At 70.3% G+C, this 25221-nt stretch carries 24 protein-coding genes and 1 pseudogene; 13 read left to right on the top strand and 12 right to left on the bottom strand.

Annotated elements, in window-relative coordinates; all coding sequences use genetic code 11:
• Positions 1-229 precede the first annotated feature (229 nt).
• A complete protein-coding gene (dprA, locus tag ACBJ32_RS18850; RefSeq protein WP_375127836.1) occupies positions 230-1546 on the top strand; it encodes a DNA-processing protein DprA in 1317 nt (438 codons plus the stop codon).
• On the opposite strand, the gene ACBJ32_RS18845 is transcribed toward dprA, so the two are convergent.
• Complete coding sequence (locus ACBJ32_RS18845; RefSeq protein WP_375127835.1) at positions 1543-2118, bottom strand: helix-turn-helix domain-containing protein; 576 nt, start codon at positions 2116-2118, stop codon at positions 1543-1545. The genes dprA and ACBJ32_RS18845 overlap by 4 nt on opposite strands.
• A gap of 55 nt (positions 2119-2173) precedes the next feature.
• Here ACBJ32_RS18845 and ACBJ32_RS18840 point away from each other — a divergent pair, with 55 nt between their 5' ends.
• The 3 genes from ACBJ32_RS18840 to ACBJ32_RS18830 all read left to right on the top strand — a co-directional run bounded on the left by ACBJ32_RS18840 (position 2174) and on the right by ACBJ32_RS18830 (position 5171).
• Positions 2174-3457 (top strand): alpha/beta fold hydrolase, encoded by a 1284-nt coding sequence (locus ACBJ32_RS18840; protein ID WP_375127834.1) that lies wholly within the window; start codon positions 2174-2176, stop codon positions 3455-3457.
• A gap of 102 nt (positions 3458-3559) precedes the next feature.
• Positions 3560-4441 (top strand): tyrosine recombinase XerC, encoded by an 882-nt coding sequence (locus ACBJ32_RS18835; protein WP_375127833.1) that lies wholly within the window; start codon positions 3560-3562, stop codon positions 4439-4441.
• A gap of 493 nt (positions 4442-4934) precedes the next feature.
• Entirely contained in the window at positions 4935-5171 is a 237-nt protein-coding gene (locus tag ACBJ32_RS18830) for a hypothetical protein (protein ID WP_375128467.1), read from the top strand.
• 230 nt (positions 5172-5401) lie between these two features.
• Here the strand turns inward: ACBJ32_RS18830 and ACBJ32_RS18825 are convergent.
• Both ACBJ32_RS18825 and ACBJ32_RS18820 read right to left on the bottom strand, forming a co-directional pair.
• Positions 5402-5926: pseudogene (locus ACBJ32_RS18825) on the bottom strand (M23 family metallopeptidase); the annotation flags it as partial.
• 396 nt (positions 5927-6322) lie between these two features.
• A complete protein-coding gene (locus tag ACBJ32_RS18820) occupies positions 6323-7714 on the bottom strand; it encodes an MFS transporter (protein WP_375127832.1) in 1392 nt (463 codons plus the stop codon).
• Positions 7715-7990: 276 nt separating this feature from the next.
• On the opposite strand from ACBJ32_RS18820, the gene ACBJ32_RS18815 reads away from it, so the two are divergent.
• From ACBJ32_RS18815 to ACBJ32_RS18790, 6 genes are all read left to right on the top strand, one after another.
• Positions 7991-8617, top strand: a complete 627-nt coding sequence (locus ACBJ32_RS18815; protein ID WP_357875439.1) for a helix-turn-helix domain-containing protein — start codon at positions 7991-7993, stop codon at positions 8615-8617.
• 655 nt (positions 8618-9272) lie between these two features.
• Positions 9273-10226, top strand: coding sequence for a 30S ribosomal protein S2 (gene rpsB, locus ACBJ32_RS18810; protein WP_357875437.1), 954 nt, complete (start codon positions 9273-9275; stop codon positions 10224-10226).
• A gap of 834 nt (positions 10227-11060) precedes the next feature.
• Entirely contained in the window at positions 11061-11894 is an 834-nt protein-coding gene (tsf, locus tag ACBJ32_RS18805) for a translation elongation factor Ts (protein ID WP_375127831.1), read from the top strand.
• A 154-nt stretch (positions 11895-12048) separates the two neighbouring features.
• A complete protein-coding gene (pyrH, locus tag ACBJ32_RS18800; RefSeq protein ID WP_357875433.1) occupies positions 12049-12747 on the top strand; it encodes a UMP kinase in 699 nt (232 codons plus the stop codon).
• A 43-nt stretch (positions 12748-12790) separates the two neighbouring features.
• Positions 12791-13348, top strand: coding sequence for a ribosome recycling factor (gene frr, locus ACBJ32_RS18795; protein WP_357875431.1), 558 nt, complete (start codon positions 12791-12793; stop codon positions 13346-13348).
• A gap of 103 nt (positions 13349-13451) precedes the next feature.
• Positions 13452-14291 carry a phosphatidate cytidylyltransferase gene (locus ACBJ32_RS18790; RefSeq protein ID WP_375127830.1) on the top strand — a complete coding sequence of 280 codons (840 nt, stop codon included), beginning with the start codon at positions 13452-13454 and terminating at the stop codon, positions 14289-14291.
• A gap of 1 nt (position 14292) precedes the next feature.
• On the opposite strand, the gene ACBJ32_RS18785 is transcribed toward ACBJ32_RS18790, so the two are convergent.
• Positions 14293-15309, bottom strand: a complete 1017-nt coding sequence (locus ACBJ32_RS18785; RefSeq protein ID WP_357875427.1) for a suppressor of fused domain protein — start codon at positions 15307-15309, stop codon at positions 14293-14295.
• Between the two features lie 123 nt (positions 15310-15432).
• Here ACBJ32_RS18785 and rlmN point away from each other — a divergent pair, with 123 nt between their 5' ends.
• Positions 15433-16533 (top strand): 23S rRNA (adenine(2503)-C(2))-methyltransferase RlmN, encoded by a 1101-nt coding sequence (gene rlmN, locus ACBJ32_RS18780; protein WP_375127829.1) that lies wholly within the window; start codon positions 15433-15435, stop codon positions 16531-16533.
• 128 nt (positions 16534-16661) lie between these two features.
• Here the strand turns inward: rlmN and ACBJ32_RS18775 are convergent, their stop codons facing one another.
• Positions 16662-17330 carry a hypothetical protein gene (locus ACBJ32_RS18775; protein ID WP_375127828.1) on the bottom strand — a complete coding sequence of 223 codons (669 nt, stop codon included), beginning with the start codon at positions 17328-17330 and terminating at the stop codon, positions 16662-16664.
• Complete coding sequence (locus ACBJ32_RS18770) at positions 17327-18079, bottom strand: ATP-binding cassette domain-containing protein (RefSeq protein ID WP_375127827.1); 753 nt, start codon at positions 18077-18079, stop codon at positions 17327-17329. Before ACBJ32_RS18770 ends, ACBJ32_RS18775 begins: the two co-directional genes overlap by 4 nt.
• Before the next feature lie 122 nt (positions 18080-18201).
• Between ACBJ32_RS18770 and ACBJ32_RS18765 the strand changes: the two genes are divergently transcribed.
• The gene (locus ACBJ32_RS18765; protein ID WP_357875419.1) at positions 18202-18726 is read left to right on the top strand and encodes a DivIVA domain-containing protein; all 525 of its coding nucleotides are present in this window, start codon (positions 18202-18204) and stop codon (positions 18724-18726) included.
• On the opposite strand, the gene ACBJ32_RS18760 is transcribed toward ACBJ32_RS18765, so the two are convergent.
• Entirely contained in the window at positions 18723-19379 is a 657-nt protein-coding gene (locus tag ACBJ32_RS18760; protein ID WP_375127826.1) for an HAD family hydrolase, read from the bottom strand. The genes ACBJ32_RS18765 and ACBJ32_RS18760 overlap by 4 nt on opposite strands.
• A 19-nt stretch (positions 19380-19398) precedes the next feature.
• Here ACBJ32_RS18760 and ACBJ32_RS18755 point away from each other — a divergent pair, with 19 nt between their 5' ends.
• Positions 19399-19620 carry a hypothetical protein gene (locus ACBJ32_RS18755; RefSeq protein WP_375127825.1) on the top strand — a complete coding sequence of 74 codons (222 nt, stop codon included), beginning with the start codon at positions 19399-19401 and terminating at the stop codon, positions 19618-19620.
• A gap of 3 nt (positions 19621-19623) precedes the next feature.
• Here ACBJ32_RS18755 and ACBJ32_RS18750 read toward each other — a convergent pair whose 3' ends face one another.
• From ACBJ32_RS18750 to iolC, 5 genes are all read right to left on the bottom strand, one after another.
• Positions 19624-20607, bottom strand: coding sequence for an AI-2E family transporter (locus ACBJ32_RS18750; protein ID WP_375127824.1), 984 nt, complete (start codon positions 20605-20607; stop codon positions 19624-19626).
• Between the two features lie 62 nt (positions 20608-20669).
• Positions 20670-22514, bottom strand: coding sequence for a 3D-(3,5/4)-trihydroxycyclohexane-1,2-dione acylhydrolase (decyclizing) (iolD, locus tag ACBJ32_RS18745; RefSeq protein WP_375128455.1), 1845 nt, complete (start codon positions 22512-22514; stop codon positions 20670-20672).
• Complete coding sequence (gene iolB, locus ACBJ32_RS18740) at positions 22514-23356, bottom strand: 5-deoxy-glucuronate isomerase (RefSeq protein ID WP_357875411.1); 843 nt, start codon at positions 23354-23356, stop codon at positions 22514-22516. The genes iolD and iolB overlap by 1 nt, the downstream gene beginning before the upstream one ends.
• Positions 23353-24258, bottom strand: coding sequence for a deoxyribose-phosphate aldolase (locus ACBJ32_RS18735; protein WP_375127823.1), 906 nt, complete (start codon positions 24256-24258; stop codon positions 23353-23355). The genes iolB and ACBJ32_RS18735 overlap by 4 nt, the downstream gene beginning before the upstream one ends.
• A complete protein-coding gene (gene iolC, locus ACBJ32_RS18730) occupies positions 24255-25193 on the bottom strand; it encodes a 5-dehydro-2-deoxygluconokinase (protein ID WP_357875409.1) in 939 nt (312 codons plus the stop codon). The genes ACBJ32_RS18735 and iolC overlap by 4 nt, the downstream gene beginning before the upstream one ends.
• Positions 25194-25221: the final 28 nt, after the last annotated feature.

The raw sequence follows: 25221 nt of genomic DNA, 5'->3' as shown, positions 1-25221 counted from the left end.
GATGACCTGCTCCGACGAAGCCTCGCGAACCCACATGCCCCGCGCCTCGCCACTTGCGACCGCGCACCCGGCGGGTCCCGTGAGCAGAGCGGGACCCGAGGCCCGAGAGGCGTCCATGAGCGGTCAGGCTGATCAGCGTCCCCCGCAAACGGGGATGGCGGGCTCTGGGCGACCGGAGACCGGCCCTCGAGCCGAAGCCCGGCGGGAAATGGAGGCGAGAGCCGCTCTCATGCGAGCCGCCGACGTCGGAGACGTCACGATGGGCAGCCTCGTGGCCGAGTACGGCGCCCCACAGGCGGTGGAGGCCATCCGCGCCCGCACCCTGCCCCCGGAGTTCGTGGCCGGACAAGCCCAGCAAGAGCGCCCGCCCAACCTCACATCCCGCCTGAACGCCTGGTTCACCCGCCTGGCAGCCGCCAACCCCGCGGCCGACATCGAAGCCGGCCAGAGATCCGGCGCCAGACTGATCATCCCCGGCAGCCCGGAATGGCCGACCCAGCTCGACCAGCTGGGCCGCGGCCGTCCGCTCGGCCTCTGGGTGCACGGCAACGCGGACCTCCGCTTCTCCTGCCTCAAATCCGTGGCGGTGGTCGGAGCCCGAGCCGCCACCTCGTACGGCTTGCACATAGCGGCGGAGTTCGGCATCGGTCTCAGCGAATCAGGATGGACCGTCGTGTCGGGCGGCGCGTTCGGCGTGGACGGGGCAGCCCACAAGGGCGCACTGGCCGCCGGCGCGCCGACGGTCGTCGTCCTGGCCTGCGGAGTCGACGTCTGCTATCCGAGCGCGCACGAGTCCCTGTTCGCCAAGGTCAAGGAGAAGGGAGTGCTCATCAGCGAGTGCCCGCCCGGCGTACACCCGACCAGGGCCCGCTTCCTCATCCGCAACCGGTTGATTGCCGCCCTGTCACGAGGAACGGTGGTGGTGGAAGCCGCGGTCCGCAGCGGCGCCCTCAACACGGCCACCCACGCCCTGTCCCTCAACAGACACCTGGGAGCGGTCCCGGGCCCCATCACGTCCGCGATGTCAGCCGGATGCCACAGGCTCCTCCGCGAACGCAAGGCCGTCTGCATAACCTCGCCAGAAGACATGATCGACCTCGTGGGCGTGCTGGGCGACGACCTGGCCCCGCAGATCCGCGCCCCAGCCGTCCCCAGGGACAGGCTCAGCGAGCCGACCAAGAGAGTCCTGGACGCGGTTCCGTCCAGAGGCGGCGCGGGCCCGGCGTCGATCGCGGTGGCAGCCGGCATGAGCCTGGACGCGACGCTGAGCGCACTGGGCGGCCTGGCGGCCGCGGGCTACGTCGAACGCATCCCGAAGGGCTGGCGCCTGCGCAGACAGACGGCCTCCTACCGCAAGGCCCCCGACTCCGCAGCCCTGGAACCCCCACCCGCCCCAGAACCGGACCCTGCCGAAATCCCGCCACCTCCGGACGATTTCCCCGGCCCGGAGGACCTTCCCTCTGCCCCACGGCAGTCCATCCCGGCGCAGGAGCGCTGCCACGCGAACGCGCAGCACGAAGCCGACACCTGGCGAGAGGTTCGTTAATTGGTGTCGGTTTCCGCTTCCATGTCGTTCCTGAGGGGTGGGGATGGTGCCTCGATCGGGAACAGGATCGGGCTGAGCAGGTATTGCGTGCGGTCGGGGGCTGATGGGTTGGCGAGCCGGGGCGCGATGGCGGCGCGTAGCTCGCTGATCAGGTCGTGCAGTTCGTCGTGGCTGAGCCAGATGGCGTGCTGCCGGTAGCCGACGAGGTCCGCCACCGGGTCGGCCTCATCTCGGTCGAGATAGGCGTTGAACTCGGCGAGCAGGATGGCCATGGCCGTGGCGAAACCGCGCCGATGGTCGTCGGGCGACAGCGATTCGATCATGGCAGGGTCGATGACCGCCAGGTCCTGGCGTAGGCGGTAGCGGCGCTCCACCGCTCCCCGCACTCTCCGCTCCTCGGCCACCTCCAGGACGCCCTCGGTCGCCAGCAGATCGATGTGCCGGTAGAGCGTGGCCTTGGAGACGTCGGGGATCCGCGCGCACAACTGAGAGGTGGTCAGCATGCGGCCGCCGCGCATCGCGTGAACGACGCGCAGCCGTACCGGATGGGCCAGGAGCTCCAATGGGTCCATGGGCTTATGATCTCATATCTGCTACCTTTCTCATCGATGAGAAAGGTGAGGGGGCATGGGAGTAGCACGTGAGCCCGGTGCGGTCGCTGTCTCGGTCGTGGAGCTGGCGGGAGAGGGGCGCTTCGGGGAGATCGAGGAGCTGTTCGCTCCGCCGCTGCGGGCGGCCGTGTCCGCGGACATGATGCAGACTGCTTGGCTCGGCGAGATCGGCAAGCGGGGCGGGGTGTCCGTCGTCGGGCAGCCGGTGAGTGAGGCGGCTGGTCCGGGGCTGGTGCGGGTGAGCGTTCCGGTCGGATGCCAGCAGGGTGGAATCACCCTGGTCGCGGTGGTCGATGAGGCCGGCACCCTGCATGGGCTGCAGCTCGCGCCCGCGACGGCGGCCCCGTGGGAACCGCCGCCTTACGCCGACCCCGAACGCTTCTCCGAGCAGGACGTCACCGTTGCCGACGACGCCCATGCGGTGCCGGGCACGCTGAGCCTGCCGCGCGGTGAGGGACCATGGCCCGGTGTCGTGCTGCTCAGTGGAGGGGGACCGTTCGACCGCGACGAGACGAGCGGGCCCAACAAGCCGCTCAAGGATCTCGCCTGGGGTTTGGCCAGTCGTGGTGTGGCCGTACTCCGGTTCGACAAGGTGACGTACGCGCATCGAGAAATGGTGACCGCGCCCGGCTTCACGATGACCGGCGAGTACGTTCCGTCCGCGGTGGCTGCCGTACGCCTGCTCCGGGGACTGCCCGAAGTGGACCCTGCACGGGTCTTCGTCGTGGGCCACAGCATGGGCGGAAAGGTCGCTCCGCGCGTGGCCGTCGCTGAGGAGTCCGTGGCAGGGCTGGTGATCATGGCGGGTGACACGCAGCCGATGCACCGCTCAGCTGTGCGTGTTGTGCGCTACCTCGCCTCGGTGAGTCCCGGTGCCGTCCCGGAGGCCGCGGTGGAGGGGATCATCGAACAGGCCGCGATGGTCGACAGCCCCGCACTCTCGCCCTCGACACCGGCTGCGGCGCTGCCCTTCGGCCTGCCGGCTTCGTACTGGCTGGATCTGCGCGACTACGACCCGGTCGCGACCGCGGCGGCTCTGAACAAGCCGATGCTCATCCTCCAGGGAGGCAGGGACTATCAGGTCACCGTCGCGGATGATCTCTCTGGGTGGCGGACGGGCCTCGCGCACCGTCCCGATGTCACGATCCGGGTGTATGACGCCGACAACCACCTCTTCTTTCCTGGTGAGGGCGTCTCCACGCCTGAGGAGTACGAGGTCGCGCAACATGTCGATCCCGCTGTTGTCGAGGACATCGCGAAGTGGTTGGTCGCGGGGCGCGATGTGACACCGTCGTCGTAGCAGGCCCTTGAGTTGCAACGTTGCGGGCGCGGTGAGTGTCTGGGGATGACTGGGAAGTAATGGGAGTTTAGGTGTGGATGGAGATGCGGAGGGGGTTCGGGCGTGGATCGGGAAGAGGTCGTGGCCGAGTTCGGACGGTATCTGCGGCTTGAGCGTGATCTTTCTCCGCATACGGTCCGGGCGTACCTGACTGACGTCGGCTCCCTGCTCGATCACACGGGTGGGGAAGTTGAGCGTCTGGACATCGGGGTGCTCAGGGAGTGGCTGGCGGAACAGCATGCGGCGGGGAAGGCGCGGGCCACTCTGGCGCGCCGGACCGCCTGTGCCCGCACCTTCACCGCTTACTGCCATCGCCGGGGCTGGCTGCAGGCGGATCCGGGGCTGCTGCTCGGCAGTGCCAAGTCACCTCGGACGTTGCCTTCCGTGCTCGATCAGCGGCAGGCCGAGGCCGTGCTGGCAGCACCCTCGACCGCGGAGCCCAAGGAGTTGCGGGATCAAGCGCTTCTCGAATTGTTGTACGCCACCGGTGTGCGCGTGAGTGAGCTGTGTGCGCTTGATGTCGACGATGTGGACCGCGAGCGGAACGTGATCAGGGTGCTGGGCAAGGGGCGCAAGGAGCGTACGGTGCCTTTCGGGCTGCCTGCGCTACGGGCCTTGGACCGGTGGTGCATTCATGGGCGGCCGCTGTGGATGCGGGCCGGGACGGGGCCGGCGCTGTTTCTGGGGGTACGGGGCGGGCGTATCGACGCGGGGACCGTGCGGCGGGTGGTGCATGCGCGGTTGGCGCAGGTGGAAGGGGCGCCGGACATGGGGCCGCATGGGTTGCGGCATAGTGCGGCCACGCATTTGCTCGAAGGTGGCGCTGATCTTCGCAGCGTTCAGGAGTTGCTTGGGCATGCGTCTCTGAACACCACGCAGATCTATACGCATGTCTCGATCGAGCGGCTGCGGGCGGCTTATCGGCAGGCGCATCCGAGGGCGTGATCGGTGGCGGTTCGGCCGTCCGCCGGGATGGACCGGTGGAGGGCCGGGTGGTGGGCCCAGGCGGAGGGGCCGGGTGGTGGGCCCGGTGGTGGTGGGGGGTTGGGTGGGCGATCGTGCTTGCACTGGCCGGTCTTTCGTTTTGTGTTCCGTGGTGAGTGGTTGACGACGTCGGTGGCGTAGGAGGGCGGGCGGCGGTCAACGCGGCCTTGGTGGGGCTGGTGGTCGGTGTTTCTGGTTTCTGCTTCTGCGTCGCCGTCGTTTGCGGTGCTGGCCCCTCATCCGACTGCGCGCGTGCGTTGTGGCACGGCGTTTGCGACGACTGCGATACAGGGCCGTGATCAGGAGGACGGTTGTGATCAGAGCGCCGAGACCGATGCCGGCGACGGCGAGTTGGGCTGAGGCGCTTCGTCGTAGCGCCTGGACCGTTCCTGCCCAGTGAGGGAGATGGGCAGGAGGGGCGGCGATGCAGGTGGGGAGTCCCGGGGGAGGCACGTTGCTTGAGCTGGAGCTCGCGATGTGGGCTGAGTCGAAGCTCGGGGTTGTACTGGGGCTTGAGCCGGGGTTGGGAACGAGGCTGGGGCTGGCGCTGGGGCTCGGGATGGGTATGTGGCTGGAGTCGAGACTAGGGCCGGAGCTGTGGTCGGAGTCGGGGCTGTGGTTGGAGTCGGCGCTTGGGCCGGAGTTGGGGCTTGGGCTGGGGTTGGGGTGGGGGCTGGAGTGCGGGCTGTAGGAAACCCATGAGGTGGTGGGGGAGTCGTTGTCAGGATCGATGTCGGCACTGGTGGCGGTGATGAGGGCGGTCTTGGTGGTTGCCGGGGCGAGTGGGGTGGTGGCGGTCGTGGAGATGGGGGCGCGGGCCGCGGTTCTGGCGGGGGAGATTGCAGGGGTGCGTAGTGGTGAGGGCCAGAAGGGGAGGAGACGGGTGGGGGCGTGGCCCAGGAGTTGCAGCGGGTTCAGGTAGTCGGTGTCGCGTCGGAGGCCCCAGTGGAGGCATGACTCCTCGCAATGGTGCTCCGAGGGCTCGAGAACGCCGAGTTCGGCTCCTGACGTGATGGGTTGTCCACGGCGTACCGAGGCCGTGACCGGGAGATAGGTCGTGCGTAGGCCGCCTTCGTGATCGATGGTGATCACGCCTTTGCCGGCTACCGGGCCGGCGAAGCGGATCGTGCCTGGGCCTGCTGCCAGGACTGGGGTGTCCGCTGGTGCAGCGAGGTCGATGCCGCGGTGGCCGGCGAGCCATGGCTCGGGAGGTGGGGTGAAGGAGCGAAGGATCCTGGGGGTTCCGTCGAGCGGCCAGCGCCATGTGGGGGGAGAGGCTCTTGCCGGGGGAGCGGGGGTGGTGGCCAGGATCAGAGTCGTCGAGATGAGCAGTGTCGAGACGGTCGAGGCCACTCTCCTCAGGGCTCGGGCTCTTGGGGATTGGTGCTGGGCTGGTGATGCGAGGTGGGCGAACGAGGGGTGGGCGTTCGAGGGCTGGGCGTTCATGGTGGGAGCTTGGCTGGGGCGGGCAGGGCCGCAAGAGGGTGAACGCCGTTCTGTGGATAGTGGGGGCCGGTGGGCTGTGGGTCTTGGGTGCCGGGCGGTGAGTTAGGTCTTGGGATGCGGGGTGGTGGGGTTTTGGGTGCGGCGTGGAGGCCTGTGGGTTTGGGCGAGGCGTGGGGGGTTGCGGGTTCTGGGCGAAGCGTGGGGGTTGCGGGTCTTGGGATGAGCGGTGGTGGGCTGCGGGGGCACTGGAGACAGGGGATGGTTCGTTGTGGATCTTGAGATCGGGATGACGGGGTGCGGAAGCGGGAGGGGGACGGTGGGGGTGGAGAAGGGGTTGAGGGGTGGTGTGGCGGCGGCGTGATCGGGGCGCGTTCGTGGCTGAGGTGGGGCGGTGAATCAGCGCGGGGAATGGCGCTTGGTTTCGGTCAGGTGGGCGGTGGACTGGGCGAACGATGGGGCGGGGGCGTCCGGGGTGCGGGGCAGGAGGGGGCGACGGTGATGCGGGCGGAGCGGGGACGTCCAGATCCAGATGGTGCTGAGGGCTATGCCTGCTGCGCAGATGAGGATTACGGGGCGTAGGCCCAGCAGTTCGGCCAGGAAGCCGCCGGCGAGGCCGCCCAGGGCCAGGACACCCTGGACGGCGAAGGTCGTCGTGGCGTTCACTCGGCCGCGGAGCTCCGGGGCGGTTTCCCGGAGGGTGATCGCGCCCATGCAGGTGGCGAAGGCGACGACGATGCCGCCGGTGATCGTGCTGGTGAGAGCGAGGAGCGAGAGCTTCCACCACAGAGGGCCGGTCAGGAGGCCTACCGCGAGGATCTCGATGGGGAAGAAGATCACTGAGACGAGCAGGACGCGGTTCTCGCCGTAGCGCTTCGCCAAGCGTGCCGTCAGCCAGGCGCCGAGTAGGCCGCCGACGCCGCTCAGGGCGATGAGGACGCCGATCAGGGCCTTGGGGATGCCGAGGGTGTTCAGCATGTAGAGCATGTAGACGGCTGTGTACGCCATGGCGAAGAAGTTGATCGTGACGCCGGCTCCGAGGAGCGCGCGCAGTACCGGATGGGTGACGCTGGTCTTCAGGCCCTCTACGACATCGCGCCACATGCTCTTGGAGGCCGCGGGGGTGTTGTGCTCCGGGGTTCTGATGGTGCGCAGCAAGAGGGCCGAGGTCAGGAACGCGAACGCCTCGGCAAGTACGGCCAGGGGAGCAGTGAGGAGTTGCACCAGGAGGCCCGCCAGACCGGGGCCGCTGACTGATGCCACCGAGTAGGAGGCGTGGAAGCCGGCCATGGCCTCCGTTCGCTGGGACGGATCGACCACCGCTGCGAGGTGGGGGAAGTTCGCGGCCTTGAAGAGCACTCCGGCTGTGCCGATCACCAGGGCCACGGCGATCAGCCAGACGACGTTCAGCACGCCGAGCAGCCAGGCGATGGGGATCGTGGCCGCGGCCGCGCAGGAGACGAGTTCGCAGGCGATCATCAGCGGGCGGTGGCGGGTGAGCCGGTCGGCGATGGCACCCGACTGGAGGCCGAACAGGAGGACCGGGACCGAAGCGGCGGCAGTCAGGATGCCCATCTGGGATGGGGAGGCGGTCAGCAGCGTGACCGCGGTCAGCGGGATGGCCAGCTTGGAGACCTCTGAGCCGGTGACGGAGATGGTGCGGGCCGTCCAGAGGAGGCGGTAGTCGCGTTGTTTCCGGAGGGGAGGAGGGCTGGTCGAGGGCGGGGTTGAGGTGGAGTCGGTGGTGTTCGTCGCCTGCGGGGTTGAGGTGGAGACGGTGGTGTTCGTCACCGGCGGGGCTGGTGGATCGGCGGTGGGATCGGTCGGGGGTTGGGCCGGGGTGGCGGTGATGCGGGTGGCTGTGGGTGCGGTGGGGGGATTCGGGGTGGATGTTTGGGAGGTGCGCGCGGGGGTGGGCGTGAGGCTGTTTTCGCTGCTCGGGGTGGTGAGGGATGGTGTGGGGGCAGGGTCGGCGGAGTTGTGAAAGGAATGCTTCATAACTGTGAAGGTAACGCTTCATAGTTATGAAGGCAATACTTCACGTCTCGGGATGGGTACGTTTGGCGCATGACGCAGGACAGCGAGGGGCTCAGCGATCCCAAGGCGATGCGGGCGCTGGCTCATCCGGCGAGATTGATGATCCTCAACAGGCTTCGGGTGGAGGGCAGTGCCACCGCGACCGAAGTGGCGGAGATCGCGGGGATCACGCCCAGCGCCGCCAGCTATCACTTGCGGATGCTGGCCAAGTACGGGTTCGTCGAGGACGCGCCGCCGCGAGGGGACGGCAGGGAGCGGCTGTGGCGGGGGGTGGACCGGCCGCTGAGCGTCGGCGTGCGGCCCGATGATCAGCCGGAGGTACGGGCGGCCAAGGTCCTGCTGATCACGGCGATCCGGCGGGATGCGAACGAGGAGGCGGATCGGGCTCTGGCGAGCTCCGACCTGGAGTCTGAAGAGTGGCGTGATGTGACGCTCTTCAACCGGCACCGCCTCCGGGTGGACGCCGGGGAGCTGGCGGAGCTGAACCGTCAGATCGAGAAGTTGCTTGAGCCGTACTTCGCCCGGGATCGGAGTGAGGAGGTTGCGCCTGAGGGGGCCAGGCTGGTGGAAGCGCAGGTCAATCTGTTCCCGGTCGCGGCGAGGGTGGTTCCGGGGTTGCCTACCGAAGACCACGATGCTCGCCTGGCCTCCGAGTGAGTGATGGGCCCGAGTGCGTACGGGCTGGGTGCACGGGAGAGCCGGGGCGTGCGGGAGCCGGTGCCCCCCGGGAGCCGGCGCATGCGGTGCGGCGCATGCCGGCGTGGTGCCTCCCAGGCTGGGTCATCCACGACTGGATCATCCAAGACCGGGTGGGCGGGGTCCTTGCGCTGGGTCCGCAGCAGGGCTGGGTCCGCAGCAGGGCTGGGTCCGGAGGAGGGTGGGGTTGCCTCGCTTCGGGATGGATGCGCTGGTGACGGGTGTTGTGGGTGGTGTTCGAGCGGGGTATGTCTGTTCGCGGGGATGGCCGCCGATTTGGTGTGGTCGTCCCAGCAGTACCGCGTGACGGAGAAGACTCGGGGGGCTTCTGTGGTGATCGGGGGTTTCGGGCCATGAGTGGGCGGTGGTGTCCGGGTAGGGGCGGATGTCCGTTTGACCGTAGACGGTCAGCCTGGGGTGGTGTGGGAGGTAGACTTTTCGATGGCCTGTGACCACAGGCCGACTTCGCATGCCCCATTGCGGACCGCGCCATCGGTCCGGGCCATGTGCCCGGCGGGAGCGGGTTCGGGGCATCAGGGCGGCAGACAACGCGCTGTCGCGGCACAACCGAGAACCGCGCCCATCCGCAGGGCGCCCAGACCTGGAGGACCAGCACATGGCCCCCGTCGTCACCATGCGACAGCTGCTCGAGAGTGGCGTTCACTTCGGTCACCAGACTCGGCGCTGGAACCCGAAGATGAAGCGCTTCATCTTCACCGAGCGCAACGGCATCTACATCATCGACCTGCAGAAGTCTCTGTCGTACATCGACCGCGCCTATGACTTCGTGAAGGAGACCGTCGCGCACGGCGGCACGATCCTGTTCATCGGCACCAAGAAGCAGGCTCAGGAGGCCATCTCCGAGCAGGCCGCGCGGGTCGGTATGCCGTACGTCAACCAGCGCTGGCTGGGTGGCATGCTCACCAACTTCTCCACCGTGCACAAGAGGCTGCAGCGTCTGAAGGAGCTCGAGGAGCTCGACTTCGACAACGTCGCGGGCTCGGGGCTCACCAAGAAGGAGCTCCTCATGCGCCGGCGTGAGAAGGACAAGCTGGAGCGCACGCTCGGCGGTATCCGCGACATGGGCCGCGTGCCCAGCGCCGTGTGGGTCGTCGACACCAAGAAGGAGCACATCGCGATCAGCGAGGCCAAGAAGCTTGGCATCCCGGTCGTCGCGATCCTCGACACCAACTGCGACCCCGACGAGGTCGACTACCCGATCCCCGGCAACGACGACGCCATCCGCGCCGTCGGCCTGCTGACCCGGGTGGTCGCCGACGGTGTCGCCGCCGGTCTGATGGCGCGTTCCGGCGCCGCCCGCGGTGACGAGAAGCCGGCCGCCGCCGAGCCGCTGGCCGAGTGGGAGCGCGAGCTCATCGAGCAGGGCACCGGCGAGCGCGCGGCCGACGAGGCCGCTGCCGCTCCTGAGGCCGCCGCCGAGGAGGGCGCCGCTGCCGAGGCTGCTCCGGCCGAGGCTGCCGCTCCGGCCGAGGACGCCGCTCCGGCGGAGGCCGCTGCTCCGGCCGAGGCCGAGACCGCTGGTGAGGGCGAGACCGAGCAGCAGGCCTGACGTCCGACGCGTACGGGGGTACCACGGGTCTTCCTCTGTCCCGATTGAGGGCGGATCCGCGGTCCCCCGGAGCGATGGCGAAGGTCGCCGCCGCCACGTCCGGCTGGACTGCCGGCCGGCGAGCGAGCAAGGCTCGGCGGGTGCGCGAGCACGGCTCGGCGGGTGCGCGAGCACGGCTCGGCGGGTGCGCGAGTGAGCAAGGCTCGGGCGAGCGAGTGAGCAAGGCGACGTACAGCTGAATATGGCAAACCACCGGGTGGCTGCGGGTCTCGGGTGGGCGGTCAGGCAAGGTAGGCGTCCCGGCTCGGCAAACGGCTGAGTCAGGACGGCACGCCGCGCGGGCCGCTCCGGGACCTCGGACGGTAGTCCAGGCCAGGGCGAGGTGGCGGCGAGGTCAGGGTCTCCTGGCCCGGCGCCCCGAGACCGGCCTCTTCGTCTCCTGCAGGCTTGTAGGCAGGGGTGTGGCGTCGAAGCGCGGTCTCCTCGCAATCAGGGTGAAAGCCTCTCGCCACGGCGAAGCGGGCGCTGGGCCGGGCCGGGACGATGTCGCGGTGCGGCGCGGCGGGCGCTCACCGGGGTGAGGGTCCGGACGGGCCGAAGGTGGTGTGCCGAGGTGAGATCGCTGGGCGATGCCGAGCCGAGGTGGTACGCCGAGGCGAGGCTGGGCAGTATGCCGAGCGAAGCAGCAGCGAAGCCGGGCCGGCCCGAGCCCCGAGCAAGACAAGGCTCCTGTACGGCGGGGCGCCTGCCGTACAACCCAGGGTGGGTAGCCGGATCCCGGCTCCCGCCCGAACCCACGATGACGACGACGAAATCCCACAAGGAAAAAGAGCAATGGCTTCCGTGAACATGGCCGACGTCAAGCGGCTTCGCGAGATCACCGCTGCCGGCATGATGGACTGCAAGAAGGCGCTGGAGGAGTCCGAGGGCGACTTCGACCGCGCCGTCGAGCTGCTGCGCCTCAAGGGTGCCAAGGACGTGGGCAAGCGCGAGTCCCGCACCGCCTCCAACGGCCTGGTCGCGCTCAAGCAGGACGGCGACTCCTCCGCCGCGCTGGTGGAGATCAACTGCGAGACCGACTTCGTGGCCAAGGGCGAGCGCTTCCAGGAGCTGTCCGCCCAGGTCGTCGAGCACGTGCTGGCGACCAAGCCGGCCGACGTGGCGGCGCTGCTCGAGTCCTCCTTCGGCGGCAAGACCGTCAAGGAGCACCTCGACACCGCCAACGCCGCGCTCGGTGAGAAGATCGAGATCCGGCGCTTCGCGGTGCTGGAGGGCGGCTACGTCGGCGCGTACATGCACAAGACCGACCCGGCGCTGCCGCCGGCCGTCGGCGTGCTGGTGCAGCTCGACAAGCCGAACGCCGAGGTCGCCAAGGACATCGCGCAGCACGCCGCCGCGATGGCGCCGCAGTACCTCAAGGCCGAGTCCGTCCCCGCCGAGGTCGTCGAGAAGGAGCGCAAGCTCTTCGAGGAGATGACCCGCGAGGAGGGCAAGCCCGAGGCCGCCATCGGCAAGATCGTCGAGGGCCGCGTGAACGGCTGGTACAAGGACTTCACGCTGCTGCAGCAGGCCTTCGTCAAGGACAACAAGAAGAGCGTGGGCAAGTACGCCGAGGAGAACGGCGTCGAGGTCCTCGGCTTTGTCCGCTTCAAGGTCGGTCAGGCTTAGGCTTAGGCAAGCTGCCAGCTCAACGATCCACCGAATGAAGGAGGCCGCCGCCGTGCAGGACCACCGGGAGTCAGCCCACGAATCCACACGGACGGCGGCTTCCTCATCTCAAGATCCACAGAACCCGCACAACCACCTGAGGTGGAAGCGGGTGATGCTGAAGCTTTCGGGAGAGGCGTTCGCCGGGAGCGAGCCGCTGGGCATCGACCCGGTGGTCGTCGATCACCTGGCCGACTCGATCACCGAGGCGGTCAAGGAGGGCGTGCAGGTCGCGGTCGTGGTCGGCGGCGGCAACATGTTCCGCGGCGCGACCCTGTCGCAGGGGGGCATCGACCGGGCCAGGGCCGACTACATGGGCATGCTCGGCACGGTCATCAACTGCCTGGCGCTGCAGGACTTCCTGGAGCGCCGGGGCGTGGAGACCCGCGTGCAGACCGCCATCACCATGCAGCAGGTGGCCGAGCCGTTCCTGCCGCGCCGCGCGATCAGGCACCTCGAGAAGGGCCGCGTGGTGATCTTCGGCGCGGGGCTCGGCTCGCCGTTCTTCTCCACCGATACCGCGGCGTCCCAGCGGGCTCTGGAGATCGGCGCCGAGGCGCTGCTCAAGGGCACCCAGGTGGACGGGATCTACGACTCCGATCCACGCAAGAACCCGTACGCGGTCCGGTTCGACCACCTCGACTACGGCGAGGTGCTGCTGCGCGACCTCGCGGTCATGGACGCCACCGCGATCAGCCTGTGCAAGGACAACGATCTGCCGATCGTGGTCTTCGACCTGATGGGCGAGGGCAACATCCTGCGAGCGGTACGCGGTGAGAAAATCGGCACGCTGGTGAGTCCCGCAGGCAAATGACGGAGCGAGCCCGACACCGCCAGCTAGAAGACAGGGAGCCGCTGTGATCGACGAAACCCTCCTCGAAGCCGAGGAAAAAATGGACAAGGCCGTATCGGTCGCGAAGGAGGACTTCGCGAGCATCCGTACGGGCCGGGTCACCCCCGCGATGTTCAACAAGATCCACGCCGAGTACTACGGCACGCCGACGCCGATCCAGCAGTTGGCGTCCTTCCACGTGCCCGAGGCGCGCATGATCCTCATCCAGCCCTATGACAAGAGCTCGATGGGCGCGATCGAGAAGGCCATCCGCGACTCCGACCTCGGCGTCAACCCCACCGACGACGGCCAGGTGATCCGCGTGACGTTCCCGGAGCTGTCCGAGGAGCGCCGCAAGGAGTACATCAAGGTCGCCAGGAGCAAGGGCGAGCACGCCAAGGTGTCGATCCGCAACATCCGTCGCTCCGCCAAGGAGACCCTCGACAAGATGATCAAGGACGGCGAGGCGGGCGAGGACGAGGTCAGGCGGGCCGAGAAGGAGCTCGACGACCTCACGCAGAAGCACGTCGCGAAGATCGACGAGCTGCTCAAGCACAAGGAAGCCGAGCTGCTCGAGGTCTGAGCGGCGCGCCGTACGGCGGGTCGCCTGGAGCGCTCCGCCGCAGGTAGCGAGTCACCTACGGCCCTCGCCCCGGCGGCGGGGGCCGTGGCTCTTGGAGAAGTCTGTGGAAGAACGTACGGCTGGCACCAGCTCGAGCGGCGGCAGCCGTACCGGAAGGAACCTGCCCGCCGCCATCGCGGTCGGCCTGGTCCTGGCCGGGCTGGTCCTCGGCACCGTCTACACCATCAAGGAGCTGTTCCTCCTGGTGGTCGCGGGCGCTGTCGGCGTCGGCGTGCTGGAGCTGGTCAAGGCCTTCGCCACCCGTGACATCAAGGTCCCTGCCGCGCCCGTGCTGGCGGGCCTGGTGGCGATGCAGGTGGGGGCGTACTGGGGCGGGCCGCGGTGGTTGCTGGCCACGTTCGCGGTGTTCGCGTTCGTGCTGCTGATCTGGCGGATGTTCAGCGACGGGACGGACGGTTACGTCCGGGACGCCTCGGCGTCGGTGTTCACGCTGTTCTACCCCGCGATGCTGAGCGCGTTCGTGGCCCTGATGCTGTATCCGGACGACGGCAACCACCGGGTGCTGATCTTCATCGCGGTGACCGTGGCGAGCGACATCGGGGGGTATGTCGCGGGGGTGCTGTTCGGCAGGCACCAGCTCACGGTGATCAGCCCGAAGAAGACCTGGGAGGGGCTGGCCGGCTCGGTCGTCGCGTGCACGGCGGTGGGAGCCTGGCTGGTGACGTGGCTGCTGGACGGGCAGCTCTGGCAGGGCGCGCTGATCGGGGCGCTGGCGGCGCTGCTGGCGACCGTGGGCGACCTCGTCGAGTCGATGATCAAGCGTGACCTCGGCATCAAGGACATGGGGACGATCCTGCCGGGGCACGGCGGGCTGATGGACCGGCTGGACTCGTTGGTGACCACGCTGGTGCCGGTCTGGCTGCTGATGACGCTGTTCTTCTGACCTAGTGGGCCTGCAGGGCCTGCGTGGTGACGGGGGAGAGCCAGAGCCACCGGACGATCTCGCCCCCGAACGCGAACCCTGACATGTCGGGCATGTGGCCCGGGTTGGCCTGCATCAGGACACCCGAGTACTGCGGGCCGAGCGGGAACGTCGAAGGCTCGTGATACCACTTCGCCGTATGCCCGTGACCCAGCCACGTCACCGAGTGCCACGGATACTGCGACAACCACACCAGCAGCAGCGCCGCGTCCTTCGGGTCGTCGCGGGTGGCCACGGCCAGCTCGATCCTGGCGTACGCGCCGGGCTTGTCGATCCACTGCTCCACCGTCGGCATGCGCTGGCAGCTCATCCCCACCGTGGACAGCACGGTGAAGCCGCGCTCGCCGTGCGGCGGCCGCTCGGTGATGCCGACCGTCGGCAGCCGCTCGCCGCTGGCGTCCCAGTACCGGCCCGCCGGCCCCAGCACCCGGTCCAGATGGCCCATCACGAACTGCTGGAACGACGGCCACGACCCCTCGCTGTGCCGCCAGCGCCAGTAGGACCTGGCGTTCGAGATCCGCGGGCGCAGCCCTTCGAGCGCCTCCGACAGCGCCCAGGCGAACGGCGACTCGCCCACCGCGTCGCGCGCGTAGCCCGGCATGCCCCTGCTCATGTCGGCCCAGCCGGGGATGACCGCGAGCAGCTCGTCGTCCTCGTACAGCGCCACGCCGTCGCCCTCCTCGAACCACAGCGGGCTGAGCTGCCCGAGCGGCCGCCGGCCGTCGGGATGCAGCGTGTTGGCCCTGGGCATGAGCGGCGGCAGGCCGGAGTTGATCCGCGCCAGGTCGACGACGGCCGGGGCGGGGCGATGGTTGGCCAGCCAGACGGCTCCGTGGACCGTGCCGTCGGGCGAGCACAGGTAAGCTACCGAGGAGTCCTCGTCCCGCTCGACCACGAGCGTCCGGCTCCCGTACGGGTTGCCGGCGGCGAGCACGACCTCGGTGCGTCCCTCGCCGGATGCCGACCGAAAAATCGCCATACGAGATGACTGTAGATCGGGCGGCGACCAAGACGCGAGCCGTAGTGAGACCAGGAATGTCACCTCCGATCCGAACGTTGATTACCCTGGTCGCAAACCCCTCAAGCTAGCAAAGGCAGCACAGTGTCCCAGCCTCCAGGTCAGCTCACCTTCGTCGCGCCGCGGCGGGCCAAGCCCGCACGCCACCTGGCCGACCTGTCGATGGCCGACCGGCGGGCCGCCGTGACGGAGCTGGGCGAGAAGGCCTTCCGCGCCGACCAGCTCTCGCGCCACTACTTCGAGCGCCACACCACCGACGTGCAGGCCATGACCGACCTGCCCGCGGCGGCCAGGGAGAAGCTCTCCGCCCTGCTGCCCACGCTGCTCACGCCGGTCAGGGAGCAGACCACCGACCGCGGCACCACCCGCAAGACGCTGTGGAAGCTGTTCGACGGGGCGCTGGTGGAGTCGGTGCTCATGCGCTACCCCGACCGGGTCACCATGTGCGTGTCGTCACAGGCCGGATGCGGCATGAACTGCCCGTTCTGCGCCACCGGGCAGGCCGGGCTCACCCGCAACATGTCCACCGCCGAGATCGTCGAGCAGGTCGTGGCCGGAGCCCGCGCGCTGGCCGCCGGTGAGGTACCCGGCGGGCCCGGGCGGGTCAGCAACGTCGTGTTCATGGGCATGGGCGAGCCGCTGGCCAACTACAAGCAGGTGATCGGGGCGGTGCGCCGCCTGGTGGAGCCGGCGCCGCACGGGCTCGGCATCTCCGCGCGGGGCGTCACGGTCTCCACCGTGGGGCTGGTGCCCGCCATCGGCAAGCTCGCCGACGAGGGGCTGCCGGTCACGCTCGCGCTGTCGCTGCACGCGCCGGACGACGAGCTGCGCGACACGCTGGTGCCGATCAACACGCGCTGGAAGGTCAGCGAGGTGCTCGACGCCGCCTGGGCGTACGCGGCCAGGACCAAGCGGCGGGTGTCGATCGAGTACGCGCTGATCAAGGACGTCAACGACCAGGAGTGGCGGGCCGACCTGCTCGGCAAGCTGGTCAAGAACAAGCTCGTGCACGTGAACCTGATCCCGCTCAACCCGACGCCCGGCTCCAAGTGGACGGCCTCGCGGCCGGAGGACGAGCGGGCGTTCGTGCGGCGGCTGGAGTTCCACGGGGTGCCGGTGACCGTGCGCGACACGCGCGGGCGGGAGATCGACGGCGCCTGCGGGCAGCTCGCCGCCGCCGAGTAGCGGCGACGCGCACGGCCGGGCTCACGCGGCACGGCCGGGCTCACGCGGTACGGCCGGGTAGCCGGTCACGGGCTCGGCCGTTACGTTCTGGTGGCCGGTCGCGGGCTCGGCCGGGGTCGGGCCGTCCGTCATGACCGCCGGCGGAGCCAGCCGTACGCTGCCAGGCCGATCAGGCACCACGCCAGCGAGATGGCGGCCAGCTCGGGGAACGCGCCGAGCAGCTCGCCGGAGTTGGCGGCCTTCATCCACGAGATGAGCGGCACCGTGAGCCAGTACATCGATGTCGAGCTCAGCAGCAGCATCGCCAGGAAGCCGAGCAGCAGGCTCATGATCGAGATGGCCGGCGACGGCAGGACGGCGCGGCTGGTGAGGGCGCCGAGTGCGGTGCCCGCCAGGGCGGAGAGCACGTACAGGACGAGCGCGGCGAGGAGCACGCCGGACGGCGGGGACCCGGAGACGCCGACCATCAGGGCCCAGAGCAGGCCGAGCGCCGCGAACACCGCGCACGCCGTGAAGGCCGCCACCAGCCCCGCCACCACCTCCTTGCCTCGGCCGCCGACCTGGATCGCCGACATCTCGCGCTGCCGGTCGGGTTCGGTGTCGAGCAGGCTCCTGGCCGCCCAGGCCAGGACGGGGACGAGGAGCACGGCGCCGTCCACCAGCACGGTGGCCTCGGCGCCTCTCGGCGCCCGGCTGCCGTGGACGATGGCCAGCAGGGCGAGGGTGAGCAGCAGCGCCTGGTACACCCGATGCGAGCGCACGTAGGCGGCCAGGCGGAAGACGGCCAGGGCGATCATCGGGCCTCCTCGGGCTCGCGGGCCTGAGCCGCGCCGTCGATCTCGCGGGCCTGGAAGCCTTCCTCGCGCATTCTCGCCAGGAACCGCGGCACCTCGCCGGCCGGCAGCGTGACGGCCACGGTGGCCCGGGCTGGGGTCGTGGGCAGGGGCGTCGCGGTGCCCTCCTTGAGGTGACCGTCCACCATCGACCAGTGGCGCAGCTCCGGCAACCCTCGCATGCCGCCCTGGTGGTCGCTGGCGACGACGATCCCGCCCCGCCCCGCCACCTCCGTCGCGATCGAGGGCAGCGCCTCCCGCGTGTCGGCGTCCAGGCCCGCGAACGGCTCGTCCAGGATCAGCAGCCCCGGCTCGGCCATCAGCGCCTGGGCCAGGCCGACCTTGTGCGCGCTGCCCTTCGACAGGTCGGCGAGCGGGGTGGCGAGCAGGTGCCCCATGTTCAGGCGCTCGATCCACGGCTCCCAGCGGGCGCCACCGCGTACGCGGGACATGTGCCGCAGGTACGCCGTGACGGTGAACGGCTGTCCCGCCGGAAACCGGTCGGGGGCGAAACCGACCACCGGCGGCCGGTCGGCGATCGTGCCCGTGGTCGGCCTGGCGAGGCCGGCCAGGAGGCGGAGCAGGGTGGACTTGCCTGCTCCGTTGACGCCGGTCAGCTCGATCACGTCGCCGGGGGCGAGGCGGGCGTCGGCGTCTTCGATGACGAGAGGATCACGTCTTCGGTAACGGAAGGAGACGTTGGACAGACGCATGATCCTGTAACGGTATATCTCGGGTCGCAGGGTCGGCATAAAGGTCCGACAATGGAGGGACCCCCGGCACGAAGAACCCCCCAGAGGAGTGAGGCTTGAACCGCTTTCCGCGCGTCATGGGTATGCGTTCAGGCTATGACCCCGTCGAAGTGGACGCCCTGATCGGGCGGATCGAATCGACTCTCGGCAGAGGCTCGCACCTGTTGGAGCCCGTCACCGCGGACGAGGTCCGCACGGCCACGTTCCGCGCGAGACGCGGCGGTTACCAGGAGACCGCGGTGGACTTCGCGCTGGAGGCGTTCGTGGTGGCGCTGGAGGCCCAGGCCAAGCGGCCCATCCGCCTGGCCATGGCCGAGCCCACCGGCGAGATGCTGCGCGAGCAGTGGTTCGAGACGCAGGCGGCGCGGGTCGAGCGGGTGGCGTTCCGGCCCGGCCGGATGGGCACCGGATACAACGAGGACGAGATCGACGCCTTCCTCGACCGCATCGTGGCCACGCTGCGCGGCACGACCGACTACCCGGTGACGGCCAAGGAGGTGCGGGAGGCGAAGTTCTCGACCGTGATGTTCAGGGCCGGCTACCTCATCGCGGACGTGGACTCGTTCCTCGCGGGCATCGCCGACGTGCTGGAGCAGCGGGCTCTCTAGGAGCCCGTGGCCGCCTCGACCGCCGCGAGCAGCCCGCTCAGGTCGGGCTGCACGTGCGGCACGATCGACGGGTCGGACGGCCGCGTGCCGTGGCGGTTGATCCACACGCGGGGCACGCCCAGCCGGTGGGCGGGCTCCATGTCGTGGAAGTAGCTCTGGGCCGCGTGTACCCACACCTCCGGCTCGTAGGAGCTCCTGAACAGCTCGAAGTGCGCGTCCGACGGCTTGTACGCGCCCGCGTCCTCGGCCGTCACCACCGCCTCGAACGGCACCGGCAGCCGCCGCCGCGTCTGCGCGATGAGGTCGCGGTCGCAGTTGGTCAGCAGCGCCAGCCGCCACCCCGCCTCGCGCAGCGCCGACAGCTCGGCCCCCACCTCGGGGAACACCGGCCAGTACGGCAGCGTCGCGGCCAGCACCGAGGCGTCGTCGGCGCCGAGCTCCACCTTCTCCTCCTCGCAGGCCCTGCGCAGCGCCTCGGCCAGTACGTGGCGGTAGCGCATGGCGGGAGACTCGGCCTGGACGGCGTGCTCGTGCCGGTTGTACGCCTCCAGCAGCCGCGCCCCCTGCCCCGGCGCGACCAGCTCGGCGCTGGTGCGGATGCCGTGCCGCCAGTCGATCAGGGTTCCGAAACAGTCGAACGTGATCCATCGCATGGCTCTCATAATGACGGTCATGGACATTTCCGTGCGCGACATCGGTCCCGGCGACCTGCCCGTGGTCACCCGCGTCATCACCGAGAGCTGGGGCGGCAGCTTCTACCAGCGCTACGGCTTCGACCTGGTCGCCCTGCACAGGAACGCCATGGATCGGGTGCGTGCCATCAAGCCCGACATCCCGGCCGAGTCCGACGGGATCCCGATCAGGCACGAGCTGGAGCTGGAACTGCTCCTGTAGGGCTCAGGCGGAGCGCGGGTGGCGGAGCAGCGCGACGATGACCGAGGTCACCGGGGCGGCCAGGAACGCGCCCGCGATCCCCGCGATCACGCTGCCCACCGTGATCGCGACCAGGATGACGGCGCCCGGCAGGTCGAGGGCCTTGCCGTAGATCTGCGGCGCCAGCACGTGCCCCTCGATCTGCTGCACCGCGAGGGTCACCGCCACCACGATCAGCGCCACCAGCCACCCCTTGGCCACGAGCGCCACCACGGCCGCCAGCAGCCCCGCGAAGAACGCCCCCACCACCGGCAGGAACGCCCCCACGAACGTCAGGACCGCCAGCGGCAGGGCCACCGGCACGCCCAGGATCCACAGCGCGATCCCGATGAAGAACGCGTCCACCAGCCCCACGAGCGCGACCCCGTGGATGTAGCGGCCGATCACCGAGAAGATCAGGCCACCGGTCTCGGTCACGCGCGGCCTGGCGGTGGCCGGCAGGAGCTCGACCAGCCAGCGGAAGAGCCGGTCGCCGCCGTGCACGAAGTACACCGACAGGATGATCGCCAGGACCGCCCCGACCACGATCTCGCCGACCGTCCTGACCCCGGCCAGCGCCCCGGTGGTGATCTGGCGGCTCTGGCCCGACAGGTAGTCCCTGGCCTGGGTGAGGAGCTGCCGGTCGTCGAGCCCGAGCCTGGCCGTCAGGTCGTGCAGGTCGTCGAGCACCTTGCCGACGCTGGCCCGCAGCTCCGACACGCTGGCCACGGTGGGCGGGACCACCAGCGCGATCACCGCGCCGGCCACCAGCAGCCCGCCGACGAAGACGATCGTGGTGGCCGCCGCCCTGCCCAGCCCGCGTGACCTGAGCCAGCGGGCCGGGGGCAGCAGCAGCGCGGTCAGGAAGACGCCGATGATGATCGAGATGGCCACCGTACGCACGTGGTAGAGGCAGAAGCAGGCCACCGCGATGACCGCGAACCACCCCAGCAGCCGCCACGGCCTCATCCCGTTCCCCCCGATCATGCCTGGTCAGTGGCGTTCCCCAGGGTGATCGGGGGCAACCCTGATCAGGCGGGCGGGGTCAGGTGGGGGCGCTGGGAGCGCTTGCCCGCCTCGTACGTCTCCCGCGCCGCGTACGTGGCGCTCGTCGTCGCCACCTGCGCCACGGGCACGTCCCACCACGCCTCGGAGGACGGTGCGTCGTCGGCCAGCCGGTCGGTGCGCACGTAGATCACCGTGGTCTCGGCGGACGAGCGGGCCGTGTCGAGCGCCTTGCGCAGGTCGGCGACCGTCTCCGGGCGCAGCACGGTGGCGCCGAGGCTGGCGGCGTTGGCGGCCAGGTCCACCGGCAGCGGACCGCCGTCGCGGCGCTGGTAGGCGGTGCCGAGCCGCTCGGCGCCGACGCTCTCCGACAGCCGCCCGATCGAGGCGAACCCGGAGTTGTCGACCAGCACCACGACCAGCTTGACGCCCTCGGAGACGGCGGTGACCAGCTCCTGGGCCATCATCAGGTACGAGCCGTCGCCCACCAGCACGAACACCTCGCGCTCCGGCGCCGCCAGCTTCACCCCCAGGCCGCCGGCGATCTCGTAGCCCATGCAGGAGTAGCCGTACTCGACGTGGTAGCTGCCCGGGCCGCTGGGCCGCCAGAGCTTGTGCAGGTCGCCGGGCATCGATCCGGCCGCGCAGACCACCACGCCGTCGTCGCCCGCCGCCGCGTTGACCGCCCCGATGACGGCGGCCTGCGGCAGCGGCGAGCCCTCCAGCGCGTACGCCGCGTCGACGGCCGCGTCCCAGGCCCGGGTCAGCTCGGCGGCGCGCTCGCGGTAGGCGGCCGGCGTGCTCCAGCCCGCGCACGCCTCGGCCAGGTCGCTCAGCCCCTCGCGGGCGTCGGCGACCAGTTGCAGGCCGGAGAGCTTGGCGGCGTCGAAGCCGGTGATGTTGAGGTTCAGGAACGCGGCATCGGGGGCGAAGATCGTGCGGGAGGCGGTGGTGAAGTCGCTGTAGCGGGTGCCGACGCCGATGACCAGGTCGGCCTCGCGGGCCAGCGCGTTGGCGGCCGTGGTGCCGGTGGCGCCGATCGCGCCGAGCGCGAGCGGGTGACCGTACGGGAGCGCGCCCTTGCCCGCCTGCGTCTCGGCCACCGGGATGCCGCACGCCTCGGCGAACGCCTGGAGCTGCGCGGTGGCCTCGCTGTAGATCGCGCCGCCGCCGGCCACGATGAGCGGCCGGGCGGCCGACCTGATCCGCTCGGCGGCGCGGGCGAGGGCCGCGCGTTCGGGGCGCGGCCTGGGGATGTGCCAGACGCGGCGGGCGAACAGCTCGTCGGGCCAGTCGAACGCCTCCGCCTGCACGTCCTGCGGCAGCGCCAGCGTCACCGCGCCGGTCTCGGCCGGGTCGGTGAGCACCCGCATGGCGGCCAGCAGCGCGCTCGGCAGCTGCTCGGGCCGGTTGATCCGGTCCCAGTAGCGGGAGACCGGCTTGAAGCAGTCGTTGACGGAGATGTCGTACGAGCGCTGGTCCTCCAGCTCCTGGAGCACCGGGCTCGCGGCGCGGGTGGAGAAGATGTCGCCGGGCAGCAGCAGCACGGGCAGGCGGTTGATGGTCGCGCCGGCCGCGCCGGTGATCATGTTCGTGGCGCCGGGGCCGATCGAGGTGGTGCAGGCGAGCGTGGCCAGCCGGTTGCAGGCGCGGGCGTAGGCGGCGGCGGTGTGCACCATGGCCTGCTCGTTGCGGCTGAGGCGGTAGGGCAGGTCCTCGGTGGACGTGGCCAGCGCCTGGCCGAGGCCGGCGACGTTGCCGTGGCCGAAGATGCCGACGCAACCGCCGAAGAACCGGCGCTCCACCCCGTCGCGCTCGCTCCACTGGCGGGCCAGGAAGTGCACGACCGCCTGCGCGACGGTCAAACGGATCACGGAGTCCTCCCGAACGGCAGTCTGGGGTCGATGAACTGGGCGTCCCAGGAGGAGCGGATCCAGGCGTGGCGGGGATCGTCGCAGAACGCCATCGAACGTTGCTCCGCTGGGCCTGCCAGGACGTTCAGGTAGTACAGGTCGTAGCCGGGGGCGGCCATGGAGGGGCCGTGGTAGCCGTACGGGACGAGCACCACGTCGCCCGAGGAGACCTCGGCCAGGGTGTCGATGTGGCCGCGCTCGGAGGAGTAGACGCGCTGGTAGCCGATGCCCTGGTCGGCCACCTCGAAGTAGTAGATCTCCTCCAGGACCGCCTCGCCCTCGCCCGGGGTGTCGTGTTTGTGCGGTGGGTAGGACGACCAGTTGCCCGACGGGGTGAGGACCTCGACGGCCATGAGCTTGTCGCAGTCCTGGTAGGAGTCGGGGGAGCAGAAGTTGTTCACCTGGCGGGTGGCCTGGCCCGCGCCTCTGATCTCCACGGCCACCTCGGCGGCGGCCACGTAGCGCGGGGGCATCGCGCGGGTGGCCCGGGCCGAGGGGAACGCGATGCGGCCCGCCCCCTCGACGGTCACATGCGTAGAAATCGGGATATAGGCGAAATCGGAGGGGCCGTCGAAGACCGAGGGACGGCCCGTCAGCACGAACGTCTCGCCGGGGATCGTGACCGTGCAGGAGCCGGCGAGGGGAAGGACGAGCATCTCCTCCTCGCCCGTGTCGAAGGACAGCGGGGCGTCCGTCAGGTCCGCGATGCGCAGGCCCGAGTACGTCCAGCCGGCCAGTGACGGGGTGATCTCGACCGACCAGGGGCCGCTGGCGGTCTTGCCGTACGGAAGGTGAGTCATGCACGAGCCTCTCGTACCAGTGCGGCGGCGCCGTCCACCGCGGTTGCCACGTCGTCGTCCGGAGGGTAGAGCAGGGCGCGGCCCACGACGAGGCCGCGCACGCCGGGCAGGCTCAGGGCGCGGTGCCAGTCGGCGTAGGCGGCGTCGATGTCGGGCGGGTCGCCCCCGAGGAGCAGGGCGGGCAGCGTGGTGGCGGCCATCACGCGCTCCATCTCGGCCACCGCCGGGATCTTCAGCCAGGTGTAGGCCGAGGTGACGCCGAGGGCCTGGGCGACGCTGATCGCGCGGATCACGGCGTCCGGCGACAGGTCGTTGCGCAGGGCGCCCGACTCCGAGCGCAGCGACCAGAACGGCTCCACCATGGCCAGCAGCCGCCTGCGCGCCAGCTCGGTGACCGCGCGGGCGCAGGATTCCAGCGTGGTCACGGTGGCGTGGTCGGACGGGTCGATGCGGCAGAGCATCTTGCCGCCGTCGAGCCGCATGGCGTCGATGGAGGCGGCGTCGAAGCCGGTGAAACGGTCGTCCACCTCGAAGACCGAGCCCTGCAGGCCGCCGCGGTTCATGGAGCCGAAGGCGAGCTTGCCCTCCAGGGCGCCCAGCAGCAGGAGGTCCTCCAGCACGTCGGGGGAGGCCAGGATGCCGTCGACGCCGGGCCTGGACAGCGCCACCCGCAGGCGGTCGAGCAGGTCGACGCGGCTGGCCATGGCCAGGGGGCGGTCGCGTACGCCGAGGGCGCCGCGGGCCGGGTGGTCGGCGGCGATGATCAGCAGCCGCTCGCCCTCGGCCGGCAGCCCGCGGCGCTGCCGGCGGGCCGCGGCCGCGGCGATCTCCTCGGGCTGGGTGGCGCGGATGCGGGTGAGCCGCTCGTAGTCCGCCGATCTGGACAGCGTGGTGTCGCTCAAGAGCGCGCCCCGTTCAGCAGGTCTTCCACCTCGGAGGTGGACGGCATCGCGTCGGCGCAGGCCAGGCGGGCGGCCACGAAGGCGCCTGCCGCGTTGGCGAAGCGGAGCGTGCGCTCCAGCGGCCAGCCGCGAAGCAGGCCGAGGCAGAGGGCGCCGCCGAACGCGTCTCCCGCGCCGATCCCGTTGACCACCTTCACCTCCATGGGCTCCACCAGAGCGCTCTCCCCAGAGGTACGCGCGAAAACCCCTTCCGGGCCCATTTTCACGATCGCCAGCCGTACGCCGGCGTCGAGCAGGGCCTGGGCGGCGGCCTCCGGATCGCGTACGCCGACGGCGACCTCCACCTCCTCCAGGTTGCCCACGGCCACGTTCGCCAGCGGCAGGCTGCGGCGCGCCGCCTCGTGGGCCGCCTCGCGCGACTCCCACAGCACGGCCCGGTAGTCGAGGTCGAACACCGTCAGCCCGGACGTGCGCGCCGCGAGCGCGGCGGCGTGGGCGGCGGCGCTCGGCTCCTGGCTCAGCCCGGTCAGCGAGAACCAGAACAGCCCCGCGCCGGCGATGGCCGCGAGGTCGAGCATGGACGGGGTGAGCTGCAGGTCGGGCGGGCGCTCGCCGCGGTAGAAGTAGATCGGGAAGTGGTCGGGGGGAAAGATCTCGCAGAACGTCACGGGCGTGGGGCGGCCCTCGATGGTGCGTACGAAGGCGTCGTCCACGCCGAAGCCGCGGATCGCCCGCCGCACGTAGTCGCCGAAGGGGTCGGCCCCCACGCCGGTGATCACGGCGGAGCGCAGCCCGTGGCGGGCCGCGGCGACGGCGACGTTGGTGGGGCTGCCGCCGAGGAACTTGCCGAAGGTCTCGACGTCGGCCAGGCCGACACCGGTCTGCAGCGGGTAGACGTCGACGCCGGAGCGGCCGATCGTGATCAGGTCGTACAACAGCACCTCCAGGGACGGAGCTCACCTC

Source organism: Nonomuraea sp. GTA35 (assembly GCF_041950525.1).
Taxonomy (GTDB): domain Bacteria; phylum Actinomycetota; class Actinomycetes; order Streptosporangiales; family Streptosporangiaceae; genus Nonomuraea.
Note: the sequence above shows the minus strand (reverse complement) of the source record. Positions and strands in the feature narration are given on the sequence as shown.